Origin of the sequence: Hymenobacter nivis, assembly GCF_006439025.1 — a bacterium.
GTDB classification, from domain to species: Bacteria; Bacteroidota; Bacteroidia; order Cytophagales; family Hymenobacteraceae; genus Hymenobacter; species Hymenobacter nivis_A.
The window spans coordinates 229108-241494 of the sequence record NZ_RCYZ01000004.1 but is presented as its reverse complement, the minus strand read 5'-3'; the positions used below and the strand labels follow the sequence as shown (position 1 = coordinate 241494).

Below are 12387 nucleotides of genomic sequence, written 5' to 3'. Positions count from 1 at the left end.
CGGGGCCCCCAGGGCCCTAAAAAAGCCCCGCCAGCTTGTGCTGGCGGGGCTTTTTTTTTAATCGATGAATATGGGGCCTATTGCGTATAGAGACGCATCCCGGGGCCCCGCCTACTTGCGACCGGCCAGGATTTCGTCCACCACCAGCGGTTCGAGCAGGGTCGTGACGTCGCCCAAGTTGGTGGTTTCGCCCTCGGCCACTTTGCGCAGGATGCGGCGCATGATTTTGCCGGAGCGGGTTTTGGGCAGGCCGCTCACGAGCTGGATTTTGTCGGGCTTGGCGATGCGGCCGATGGCGGCAACCACGGCCTCGACGATGCTGGCCTCGGCTTTTTGCAGCTCGATGTCGGTGGTAGGCACGCCGTTTTTGCAGATGACGTAGGCGTAGATGCCCTGGCCCTTCACGTCGTGCGGGTAGCCTACCACGGCGCTTTCCACCACGTAGTCGCTCTGGTTGATGGCGTTCTCAATTTCGGCCGTGCCGAAGCGGTGCCCGCTCACGTTGATCACATCATCGACGCGGCCGATGATGCGGTAGAGGCCTTTTTCGTCGCGCCGGGCCCCGTCGCCGGTGAAGTAGTAGCCTGGGTACGGCGTGAAGTAGGTTTGGCGGGCGCGCTCGTGGTCGCCCCAGGTGGTGCGTATGACGCCCGGCCAGCTGCCCTTGATGGCCAGGTAGCCCTCCTGGTCGTTGCCCTCAATTTCGGAGCCGTCCTGGTTGAGCAGCACGGGCTGCACGCCGGGCATTGGCAGGCCGGCGCGGGCGGGCACGCTGGGCGTGATGCCGGCCAGGGCCGAAATCATGATGCCGCCGGTTTCCGTCTGCCACCACGTGTCCACAATGGGGCAACGGCCCTTGCCCACGTGCTGGTTGTACCAGTGCCAGGCCTCCTCGTTGATGGGCTCGCCCACCGAGCCCAGCACGCGCAGGCTGCTGAGCGAATAGGCCAGCACGTGGTCGAGGGAGTGGGCCATGAGGCTGCGGATGGCCGTGGGCGCGGTGTAGAAAATGCTCACGTGGTGCTTGTCAATCACTTCCCAGAAGCGGCCCGGCGACGGGAACGTGGGCACGCCCTCAAACAGCAGCGTGGTACTGCCGGCCAGCAGGGGCCCGTACAGGCCGTAGGTGTGGCCCGTCACCCAGCCAATGTCGGCGGTGCACCAGTACACGTCGTTTTCCTCCACCTGAAACACGTTGCGGAAGGTGTAATCGGCCCACACCATGTAGCCGGCCTGGGTGTGCACCACGCCCTTGGGCTTGCCGGTGCTGCCGCTGGTGTAGAGGATGAAAAGGGGGTCTTCGGCGGCCATTGCTTCGGCCGGGCAGTCCTTTTCCACGTCCTGCACCTCGTCGTGGTACCACACGTCGCGCCCTTGGTGCCACTGCACGGGCCAGCCGGTGTGCTCCACCACGATGACGCGCCGCACGCTGGGGCAGGTTTCGAGGGCCTCGTCCACCACGCTCTTGACGGGGATTTGCTTGGCCCCGCGGTTCAGGCCGTCGGCCGTGAGCACGAAGGTGGCGTCGGCGTCGTTGATGCGGTCGGCAATGGCCGAGGCCGAAAAGCCGGCGAAGATGACCCCGTGCACCGCCCCGATGCGGGCGCAGGCCAGCACGGCAATGGCCAGCTGCGGAATCATGGGCATGTAGAGCACCACCCGGTCGCCCTTGGCCACACCGTTCTTTTTCAGCACGTTGGCAAACTGGCACACCTGCTCGTGCAGCTCGCGGTAGGTGAGGCGGGAGTGGCGGGTTTTGGGGTCGTTGGGCTCGAAGATGATGGCCAGCTTGTTGGCGCGCAGCTCGAGGTGGCGGTCGAGGCAGTTTTCGGTGAGGTTGAGGGTGGCCCCGTCGAACCAGCGGCTTTCGCCGGCCGGCGAAAACTCGCCGCTGCGCACGGTGTCCCACTTCTTGCGCCAGGTGAAGGGCTCGGCCGCTTCGGCCCAAAAGGCGTCGGGGTCTTCGATGGACTGCTGGTAATCGGCGTGGTACTCTTCGAGGGTGCGGATGCGGGTGTGCATGAGAACGGGTGAGAAGTGAGAATGACAAAAGAACGAATTAGCGGCACACTGCCTTGCCCCGGGGCCCCCAGGGGCCCTAAAAGCGGCCGGCCGGTTTTTCTATTGGGCGGGTTTTTCTGCTGGCCTTGCTATGGCGGGCCGATGGCCAGCAGCTCGCGCACTTTTTCCATCAGCTGGCGGGTACTAAAGGGCTTGGGCACGTAGAGGTCGGCGCCCACGTCGTAGCCTTTTTGCACGTCGGCGTCGCGGCTTTTGGCCGAAAGGAACACCACTTTGGTGGCGGCGCGGTCGGGGCGCTGGCGCAGCTGCCGGCACACCTGGTAGCCGTCCACGTCGGGCATCATCACGTCGAGCAGCACCAGGTCGAAGGGCGTTTCGGCGATGGCGGCCAGGGCCTCGGTGCCGTTGCGGGCAATGCCGACCTGGTAGCCGTTTTTGCGCATCAAAAATTCGAGCGACATGACGATGTTGGGCTCGTCGTCGACGATGAGGATGTGGGGCGTTTTCATAGCTGGTAGCCGTTAGCTGGTAGCCGGTAACTTGGGCGGGGAATGGGACGGAGCCAGGGGCTAAAAGCCACCGGCGGGGGGCTTGGCTGAGAGCGGCAGCTCGACGAAGAAGCGGGCCCCGCGGTCCAAGGCGCTCTCGACCCAGATGCGGCCCTGGTGCAGCTCCACAATTTTGCGGGTGATGGCCAGGCCCAGGCCCGAGCCCTCGGGCTTGCGCAGGGCCTGGTGCTGGGCCTGGAAAAACTTGTCGAAGATGAGGTGGTGCTCGGCGGGCGAAATGCCCTTGCCGTTGTCTTCCACGCACAGCAGCAGGGCGTCGGCGGCGGGCCAGGCCAGCACCGCGATGCGGCCCCGGCCGCCGGGCGGGCAGGCCTTCACGGCGTTGGAGAGCAGGTTGATGAGCACTTGCATGAGGCGGTCGCGGTCGGCGGGCAGGGTGGGCAGGGCGGCGGGCACGTCCACGCGCAGCTCGATGCCGCGGGCGCGGGCCAGCTGCTGCACGGCGGCCACGGCATCGGCCACCACGGCGGCCAGCACCACGGGGCCCCGGGCCAGGGTGGCCTGGCCGCTCTCGTACTTTTCGAGGTCGAGCACCAGCGAAATGAGGCGGGTGAGGCGCTCGGCCTCGCGGCCGATGGTGAGCTGGAAGTTGGCGCGCTCGGCGGCGTCCAGGTCGGGGTTGTCGGCCAGGATTTCGGCCAGGGCCCGGATGCTGGTGAGGGGCGTGCGCAGCTCGTGCGTCACGGTGTAGAGGAACTCGTCCTTTTGCTGGTCGAGGGCCTGGAGCTGGTCGTAGGCCTGGCGCAGCTCGTCGGTGAGGCGCTGGAGCTGGCGGCGCTGCTTTTGCAGCTCGCGGTTGGCCTCCAGCAGCTGCTGGCTCTCCTTGAGGATGCCCACCACGTTGTCGTAGCTAATCTCCTCGGCCCCCGCCACCGAGGCCAGCAGCAGCCGCGCCGAGGCCGGGCCCAGGGTGCCGGCCAGCAGCTTCTCGGCGTAGGTGAGCAGGCGCGGATCGGCCGACACGAAGGACTGGGGCCCCGGCGGCGGGCCCGACACCACCGGGGCCGGGGCGGCCGCGGGCAGCGCGTCGGGGAAGCGGGTGGCGAAGGCGCGCAGGGCCTGGTTGGTGCGGCGCTTGCCCAAAAAGCCCAGCAGCAGGGCCCGCACGTCGGGCAGCGGGGTGCGCCCCTGCCAGCCGGCCACCTCCTCGGCCAGGCTACGGCGGCTGAACACGTCCACGAACACGTCGGCCTGGCGGCGCTCCAGGGCCGTGGGGGCCCAGGCCAACGACAGCCCCACGTAGAGCCCGATGTTGAAAAACCAGCTCCAGAACAGCCCGTGCGAGAGCGGGTCGAGCCCTTCGAGGCCGAACAGGGCCTCGGGCCGCAGCCAGGCCACGCCGCCCACGCCCGCACTAAGCACGCTGGCCGGCAGCCGCCCGGGGCCCACCAGCGTGGGCAGCACCAGCGTAAAAAACCACAGCGCGAAGCCCGCCAGCAGGCCCGCGGTGGCCCCGCGCCGGGTGCCGCCCTTCCAGTACAGGGCCCCCAGCACGGCGGGCACAAACTGCGCCACGGCGGCAAACGACACGAGGCCGGTGTTGACCAAAGGCAGCTGGCGGCCCACGGCGGCGTAGTAGGCGTAGGCCAGCAGCAGCACCAGCACCACGGCCAGGCGGCGGCTTTCGAGGGCCACGCGGCCCAGGTAGGCAAACCAGCGGGCCGGGCGGGCAGGGCCCGCGGCGGGCACGCGCACCAGCAGCGGCATCAGCAAGTGGTTGCTGATCATCACGCTCAGGGCAATGGTTTCGACGATGATCATGCCACTGGCCGCCGACAGGCCCCTCAGGTAGGTGAGCAGCGCCAGCCCCGGGTGGCCAGCGGCCAGCGGCAGGGCCAGCACAAAGGTGTCGGCGTCGAAGCCGCGCCCGCCCAGGCGCAGCATGCCGCCGAAGGCCACCGGCAGCACCAGCAAGTTGATGACGATGAGGTAGAGCGGGAACAGCCACATGGCCTTGCGCAGGTGGTCCTCGTCCACGTTTTCTACCACCGCCACCTGGAACTGGCGCGGCAGCAGCAGCACCGCCGACATGCCCAGCACGAGCAGCGTGGCCCACTCGGCGGGGCCCGTGCCGGCCCCGCGCAGCGTGAAGAGCTGCCGCAGTGCCGGCACCGCCGCGGCCTGGTCAAACACGTCGGCGAAGCCGTGGAAGAGCCCGAACGTGACGAAGGCCCCCATCAGCAAAAAGGCCAGCAGCTTGACCAGGCTTTCCACGGCCACGGCCAGCACCATGCCCTCGTGGCGCTCGGTGGCCTCCACCGAGCGCACCCCGAACAGGATGGTGAACACGGCCAGGGCCCCCGTGGTGTAGAGGGCCGTGGGCCCGCCCGCCCCGCTCCCCGTGAGCACCCCAAACGAGGCGGCAATGCCCTTGATTTGCAGCGCGATGTAAGGCACCACACCCAGCACGCACACCCCAGTTACCAGGGCCCCCAGGGCGGCGTTTTTGCCGTAGCGGGCCGAAATAAAGTCGGCGATGGAGGTGAGCCGCTGCTGGCGGCAGACGCGGATGATTTTGCGCAGCACCAGCCACCACACCGGCGCCAGCAGCGTGGGCCCCACATAGATGCCCACGAAGCTCAGCCCCGCGTGCGCCGCCCGCCCCACCGAGCCGTAGTACGTCCAGGCGGTGCAGTACACGGCCATGCTCAGGGCGTACACGTAGGGGTTGGCCACTAGGCTCTTGCGCGCCGCCGACCGACGCTCCGCCGCATAGGCCACCCCGAAGAGCAAGGCCAAGTAGCCAAACGAAAAGCCAACGACAAGGAGCTTATTCAAGGGGTGAATGGGTAAACGGGTGAGTTGGCGAATGAGTGAATGGGCGAATGATGGCTCAGGAATTACGCCGATGCGCTCATTCACTGCCTCACTCCTGCTTTCTGGCCAGGTACCCCGTTGTGGCTACTGCCAACACCCACACCAGCAGCACGTAGAGGTAGAGCACGGGCACGCCGGCCACGCGGCCGTCGCGGTCGAACACGGCCAGCAGGGGGAAATTCAGCAGCGCGCCGAACAGCACGGCCACGAACAGCAGGCGCTGGCCGCGGCGTTGCTCGGCCTGTTCGCCGGGGGGCAGTTGGGACATGCGGAACGAACGAAGAAGTGGCGATTTTAGGGCCCCGGGGCGGCGGTGGCTGGCGGCATCGGTGGCTACTCGTCAGCATGACGGGTTGATTGCCAGCAACTAGCCACTTCTAACCGGCCACTGGCAACCCTATTTTGGGGCCCCGGGCGAATAAAAAAATCCGCCGGACACGGGGCCCGGCGGATTTGGAGTGGCGAGCCAAGCAAACCGGGCGTTACTTGTCCATCAGCTTCACGTCGCGCGTGTCCTTCATCAGGGCCATGCCCACGAAGAAGCAGATGAGGGCAATGACCGTGGGGTACACCAGGCCCAGCAGGCTGCTGTGCTCCTTGGCAAAGGTGCCGGCCGGCTGCGCGGCGGCCCACACGCCGATGGAGGTGGCGATGAGCGGCACGAAGCCCCCAAACACCCCATTGCCAATGTGGTACGGCACCGAGAGCGAGGTGTAGCGCACGCTGGTCGGGAAGAGCTCGACGAGGTAGGCGGCGATGGGGCCGTACACCATCGTGACGAACAGCACCAGCAGGAAGGTGAGCACCGTCATCATGAACACGTTGGGGGCCAGGGCCTTCATCACGGCGGGCACGGCCTTGCCGGCGGCGTCCACGGTGGCGGGCGTAATTTCCGACAGGGGCCCGGCGTAGGCCTTGATGCCATAGAAAAGCGGGATGGTGAACAGGGCCCCGCAAATCATGCCCGTCATGATGATGCGCTTGCGCCCGATGCGGTCGGAGAGCGAGCCGAAGTAGATGAACAGCGGCGTAGCCAGCACCATCGCAATCACCAGAATGGTACTGGAGTCGATGATGTCGAGCTTGAGCGTGTTGTTCATGAACGAGTAGGCGTGGAACTGCGAGGTGTAGAAAATCACGCCCTGGCCCATCGTCACGCCAAACAGCGCAATCAGCACCAAGCGGCGGTTGATAGGGTTGGCAAACGAGTCGCGCAAGGGGCTTTTGCTGGTGGTGCCGGTGGCCTTGGCCTTGGCAAACAGCGGCGACTCGTGCAGCTTCTTGCGGATGTAGTACGAGGCAATGACCAGGAAGCCCGAGAGCAGGAACGGCAGGCGCCAGCCCCACTCCTTAAAGGCGGCTTCGCCCATCGTTTTGCGGGTAATCACAATGATGAGAATGCTGAGGATGAGGCCCCCGGTGGCCGTAATCTGGATGAAGCTGGTGTAGTAGCCGCGCTTCTTGTCGGGGGCGTACTCGGCCACGTAGGTGGCCGCGCCGCCGTACTCGCCGCCCAGGGCCAGGCCCTGCAGCAGGCGCAAAATCACGACGATGATGGGGGCGGCCACGCCGATGGTGTCGTAGCTCGGCACGAGGCCCGTGACGAACGTGGCCCCGCCCATAATCAGCAGCGTGACCAGGAACGTGTACTTGCGCCCGATCATGTCGCCGAGGCGGCCAAAGAACATGGCCCCGAACGGCCGCACCACGAAGCCCGCCCCGAACACGGCCAGGGCCCCCAGCAGCGAGTCCTCAATTTTGCCTGCGTGCCCAAACAGCACCGGCCCGATGATGGCCGCCAGCGAGCCGAAAATGTAGAAATCGTACCACTCGATGACCGTGCCCACCGAGGAGGCCGTGATGACCTGCCAGATGGTTTTCGAATCGACTTGGTTGTTGTCGTGCGCCGCCGGCGCGTCCGAGTCGGCGGCGTAGGCAGGGTTTAAGCTTTGGTCCATGAACTTGGGTGGGAAGAAGGGTTAAACGACTGGGAGCGGCGGCACCGCCGGCAACGACAACTGGGGGCCCCGGGCCCCGCGGGGGCCCCGGGGGCTTACAGGAAAACCTGGGTTTGGAGCGTGATTTCGGGGCGGTGCACCACGGTGCCGGCCGTGCCCACGCCGGCCACGGTGGTCATGTTGAAATCGGGCCGCTCGCGGTAGTTGAGGGTAATTTTGGCGTTGTGGCCGTCGAGCAGGAAGTTCATGCCCGCGTCGTACACGTTCACGCCTTGCCGCTCGCCGGCGGCGTTGCGCAGGCCCTCGTAGCCGCTGTGCAGGTAGGCCACGTAGGGCTGGAGGCGCACCTTGCTGCCCAGCGTTTTCTTGCCCGTCAGGAAGCCCAACTGCGCGTACACCGAGCTGCCGGTACCCGACTGGGGCAGGGCGTTGCCGCGGTAGGCGCTGGCGCCGTAGCCGGGGTTTTCGGCCCCCACGAAGCGCACGTAGTTCGGGCCGAAGTTGTAGTTGTAGTACACGCCGTAGAAGGTGACGGCCGTGCGCCGGGCCGTGTCGAGCGGCGTGTCGAAGAAGGCATCGACGCCGAAGAGCTTGATGTCGTGCTTCTCGGTGGGCACGGTGTTAAACAGGTCCGTGGTGCTGGTGTAGTTGTTCAGGGCCACCGTGCTGCTGGCCGAGCGCGAGAACATGCCGTTGCGGTTGTACATGAAGCCCGCCCCGAGGCTGAGCACCTTTTTGGTGCCCAGGTACGTGCCCTGGGTGTAGGGCAGCAGGTTGGATTCGGGCTCGAAGAAGTTGTAGCTGAAGTAGCCCTGGTACACGTGCCCGTCGTTCTGGGGGTTGTAGTTGGCCACGTTGGTGCCCGTGTTCGTAACCACGCCCGTGGCGCTGGTGCTGCTGAAGCCCAGCGCCAGGGGGTTGCCGGCCTGCGTGCCGGCCACGTAGAGCGGGTTGTTGGGCAGGTTGGTGAGGAAGGGGTCGCTCATCGACACGCGGTAGTCGAACTTGCCCACCCGGCCCTTGGCAAATACCCCGATCCAACGCGCAAACTGGTCAAGCGCGTCGATGGTCGGGAAGTTGGTCAGCGGCAAGTCCATCGTCAGGATGCTCGTGGTGCTGGCGTTGGTGAGGCGCGAAATGCCGTTGTAGTAGTGCAGGCCCGCCCCCAGGTTGAGGTACTTGTTGACCTTGTACTCCGTCACGGCTTCGTGGATGAAGAACTGCGGCTTTTTGCCGTCCACGGTGGGCGAAACGCCGCCGCTCACCGCGTTCTGGTTGTTGATGCCCAGGTGGGTATAAATCAGGAAGCGCGGGCTGAGCTGGGCCAGCAACACCATGCGCGAGCGGCGGATGCCGAAGTCGAGCTGGCTGCTTTTGGGTTCGCTGGGGCCCCGCAGGGTGCCGGTATTGTTCTCATTAAAGCGCATGTACACCTGCGTCCAGGCCATCAGGCGCACGTATTTCTGGCCGTCGGGCGAGAGGTTAAACTTCATGCCCGAGCCGTAGGGCACCGCCTTGGTGGGGGCCGGGGGCGTGGGGGGCGGGGCCGGGGCGGCCGGAGGGGGGGAGGCATTGCCGGGGGCGGGGGGAGCCACCTGGGCCGTAGCGGCCCCGGCCAGCAACAAGCCGCTCAGCGTAAGTGCGTAACGAGTAGCTTTCATGGATTGTGGGTAAAATAGAAAGAGCGAACTATTTGGTAGTCCCTTTAGATGCTGCCAAATAGCAACCTTCCCACACTCCACGGTACTTCCTGGCTATCGTTTTGCTAAAGGCATAGCTTTGGGCCGCCAGCCATTATATACCGGCCATTTTCCTCTGGATATCACCTACTTCCCTCCCACCGCCCCGCCTGTCCCGCCACCCGGGCACCTCGCGTCCGGCATGCGCGCCAGGGGCCCTATTTCCGCTGGCAAAACCTTTTCCGCGCCCACAATCGGCTGCTACGGCCACCAGATCCCCCTTTAATGGGGCCCCATTGGGTCAACGATAGTTAATAAGCAAACCTATATCTGTTTTGCAACAAAACGGCCGGCGCGGCGGCGCGGCTTGCCACCAACGCCGAACGGCAGCCCCCGCGTGGAAGCTGCCGTTCGGGCGGTTTTGGGGCGGGCGGCGGGGCGGCTTATTCCACGTAGTTGAGGTCCTTGGCGTAGGTTTCGGGCAGGGTGCGGGCGCTGAAGAACGCCAGCACCAGCAGCACCGCCCCGATGATGGCGGCGCTGCCCACCATGCCCAGCGCGGGCACAGCCTTGAGGGCCTGGTAGCACGGCACCACCACCACGGTGGCCCCCCGGGCAAAGTTGGGGATGGTGGTGGCCACCGTCGAGCGCAGGTTGGTGCCAAACTGCTCGGCGGCCACCGTCACGAACAGGGCCCAGAACCCGCCCGCGTAGCCAATACCAAAGCACACGGCATAGAAAACCGCGGCGCTGGCCCCCTGCAGGCCAAACAGGTACAGGGCCACCATGGCGGCCGTGGCCACGATAAACAGCTGGAGCGTGCGGGTGCGGCTGCGCAGCAGCTGGCTCAGCGCGCCGCTGGTGAAGTCGCCCAGGGTGAGGCCGAAGTAGCACCAGAAGATGCTCAGGCCGCCCGTGACGGGCGTTTGCACCCCGAACTGCTTGCCGAACTCGGGGGCCAGCGTGATGAGGATGCCCACCAAAAACCAGAACGGCGTGCCGATGAGCAGGCAGCGCAGGTACTTATAAAACCGCGGGCCGTTGGTGAACAAACTCAGGAAATCGCCGCGCACGACGTTTGCCTCCTTGGTTTGCTCGAACATGCCCGACTCAAACACGCCCACCCGCAGCGCCAGCAGGGCCAATCCCAGCCCGCCCCCGATGAAGTAGGCGTTGCGCCAGCCGAAGAGCTGCACCCCCACCACGTAGGCCACCATGGCCCCCGACACGCCCACCGAGGCCACGATCATGGTGCCGTAGCCGCGCTTTTCCTTGGGCAGGCTTTCGGCCACCAGCGTGATGCCCGCCCCCAGCTCGCCGGCCAGCCCGATGCCGGCCAGCAGCCGCAGCCAGGCGTACTGGTCCACGGTTTGCACGAAGCCGTTGGCGATGTTGGCCAGCGAGTACAGCAGAATGGAGCCGAACAGCACCGAGAGCCGCCCGCGCTTGTCGCCGAGCACGCCCCACAAAATGCCGCCCAGCAGCATGCCCCACATCTGCATGCTCAGCAGGTGCAGGCCCTCGTCGGTGATGGCGGCCTTGGGCACGCCGATGCCCGCCAGGCTCTCGACCCGGATGATGCTGAACAGCACCAGGTCGTAAATGTCCACGAAGTACCCCAGGGCGGCCACCACCACCACCGCGCTGAACAAACCGACCGGCGGCCGCTCGGCCGCCGCACTGGCACTAGGAGAAGAAACTGGTTTCATTGCACGCAAAAAAAGGAAACAGATGGCCGGCCCAGGTCCCCAGGGCCCCGCCGGGTGGCCCCCGGGGGCCCTACCCGGCCCGGAACCGCTCCCAGCGGATCATCATGTACTTGTCGCCCAGCTCGGTGACGACCAAGCCGGCGCTTTTCAGGTTTTCGGGCTTCTGGAAGAATTCGGCCAGCTCCTTCTGGTTGAGGATTTTGTAGGTCGGGTGGTAGTCGAGCTGGCGCGGGGCCTTCACGCCGTACTTCTTCACCCAGTTCATCACGCTCACGTGGCTCACGCCGAGCAGGCGCTCGATTTCGCGGTAGCTCACGCCCTCAATGTAGAGCTGCAGGGCCTTCACCACGTAGTAGGGGTTCACCTCGCGGCCTACCTTGGCCACGGTGTAGTGGTAGCCGCAGGCCCGGCACTTGAAGCGCTGCCGCTCGTTCACGACGCCGCTCTTGGTGGCGTCCGTCGAGTCACATTTCGGGCAAACGGGCGAGGTCATGGGCAAAGAAAACTTGGGGGTCCAGGCCCAAATCTATAGCTTTTTAGCAAATAACAATCGTTTGTTCTGCCAATCCGGTCTCCGTGAGGGCCAAAGCCGCCGCAGGGGCCCCACGGCGGCGCGGGCGGTAGCTTTGGGGCCCCCAATCCCGCGCTTCCGTTTATGCCCGCCCCCGCCCCTACCCCCACCGCCTTTCACTCCGTTTCGCCCGCCGACCTCACCACTGCCGAGTGGATGCCGCTGCTCGGCGGGGCGGTGGCCCCGCGTCCCATCGCCTTCGTGAGCACCGTGGACGCCGAAGGGCGCGTCAACCTGAGCCCGTACAGCTTCTTCAACGTGTTCAGCTACACGCCGCCCATGCTCGTGTTTTCGCCCGTGAACCGCGGCCGCGACGGCTCTGAGAAGCACACGCTGCTGAACGTGCGCGCCGTGCCCGAGGCCGTGGTCAACATCTGCGACTACGCCATGGTGCAGCAGCTCTCGCTGGCCAGCGCCGAGTACCCGGCCGGCGTGAACGAGTTCGCCAAGGCCGGCTTTACGGAGCTAACCAGCGAGCAGGTGCGCCCGCCCCGCGTGGCCGAGGCCCCCGCCGCTTTCGAGTGCGTGGTAGAGCAGGTTGTGCCGCTCAGCCAGGGCCCCGGGGCGGGCCACCTGGTGGTGTGCCGCGTGGTACGGGCCCACTTCCGCCAAGATATTTTGCTGCCCAACGCCGCCGGCATCGACCCGTTTCGGCTCGACGCGGTGGCCCGCCTGGGCGGCGACTGGTACGCCCGCGCCAGCGGGGCCAGCCTCTTCGAAGTGGCGCGGCCCAACCGCCGCCTGGGCATGGGCTTCGAGGCGCTGCCGGCGCACATCCGCACCAGCACCGTCCTCACCGGCAACGACCTGGGCCAGCTCGCCAACGTGGAGACGGAGGCCCTGCCCACCCCCGCCCAGGTCGAGGAAATCAAAACCGACCCCATGGTGGCCTACCTGCTGAACAAGTACCCCGCCGGGGGCCCCGAGCTGCTGCCGCAGCTGGAGCGCCTGGCCCAGCAGTTCCTAGCCGAGGGCCGCGTGGCGGAGGCGTGGCTAGTGCTGCTGCTAGCGGCGTAGGGCCCCAAACTGAGCAAGCACCCAACTAGCGCTAATTGGGCTGGT

Annotated in this window: 9 protein-coding genes; 1 reads left to right on the top strand and 8 read right to left on the bottom strand. The window is 66.2% G+C overall.

The features are described from left to right. Window positions 1-111: 111 nt before the first annotated feature. The 8 genes from acs to EAH73_RS11280 all read right to left on the bottom strand — a co-directional run bounded on the left by acs (window position 112) and on the right by EAH73_RS11280 (window position 11247). On the bottom strand, window positions 112-2022 hold the full coding sequence (gene acs / locus EAH73_RS11315) for an acetate--CoA ligase (RefSeq protein ID WP_140466605.1): 1911 nt from the start codon (window positions 2020-2022) through the stop codon (window positions 112-114). A 128-nt stretch (window positions 2023-2150) separates the two neighbouring features. After that, window positions 2151-2531: a response regulator transcription factor gene (locus EAH73_RS11310; RefSeq protein WP_140466604.1), complete on the bottom strand. Its 381-nt coding sequence runs from the start codon at window positions 2529-2531 to the stop codon at window positions 2151-2153. A 60-nt stretch (window positions 2532-2591) separates the two neighbouring features. Continuing rightward, a complete protein-coding gene (locus EAH73_RS11305) occupies window positions 2592-5369 on the bottom strand; it encodes a sensor histidine kinase (RefSeq protein ID WP_140466603.1) in 2778 nt (925 codons plus the stop codon). Window positions 5370-5457: 88 nt separating this feature from the next. After that, complete coding sequence (locus tag EAH73_RS11300) at window positions 5458-5676, bottom strand: hypothetical protein (protein WP_140466602.1); 219 nt, start codon at window positions 5674-5676, stop codon at window positions 5458-5460. Between the two features lie 214 nt (window positions 5677-5890). Further along, the gene (locus EAH73_RS11295; protein ID WP_140466601.1) at window positions 5891-7366 is read right to left on the bottom strand and encodes an MFS transporter; all 1476 of its coding nucleotides are present in this window, start codon (window positions 7364-7366) and stop codon (window positions 5891-5893) included. A 95-nt stretch (window positions 7367-7461) separates the two neighbouring features. After that, window positions 7462-9027: a hypothetical protein gene (locus tag EAH73_RS23065; protein WP_161599515.1), complete on the bottom strand. Its 1566-nt coding sequence runs from the start codon at window positions 9025-9027 to the stop codon at window positions 7462-7464. Between the two features lie 461 nt (window positions 9028-9488). Next, a complete protein-coding gene (locus tag EAH73_RS11285; RefSeq protein WP_140466600.1) occupies window positions 9489-10754 on the bottom strand; it encodes an MFS transporter in 1266 nt (421 codons plus the stop codon). A gap of 70 nt (window positions 10755-10824) precedes the next feature. Continuing rightward, window positions 10825-11247 (bottom strand): IS1 family transposase, encoded by a 423-nt coding sequence (locus tag EAH73_RS11280; protein ID WP_140467011.1) that lies wholly within the window; start codon window positions 11245-11247, stop codon window positions 10825-10827. A 162-nt stretch (window positions 11248-11409) separates the two neighbouring features. Here EAH73_RS11280 and EAH73_RS11275 point away from each other — a divergent pair, with 162 nt between their 5' ends. Then, window positions 11410-12342, top strand: a complete 933-nt coding sequence (locus tag EAH73_RS11275) for a flavin reductase family protein (protein WP_140466599.1) — start codon at window positions 11410-11412, stop codon at window positions 12340-12342. Window positions 12343-12387: the final 45 nt, after the last annotated feature.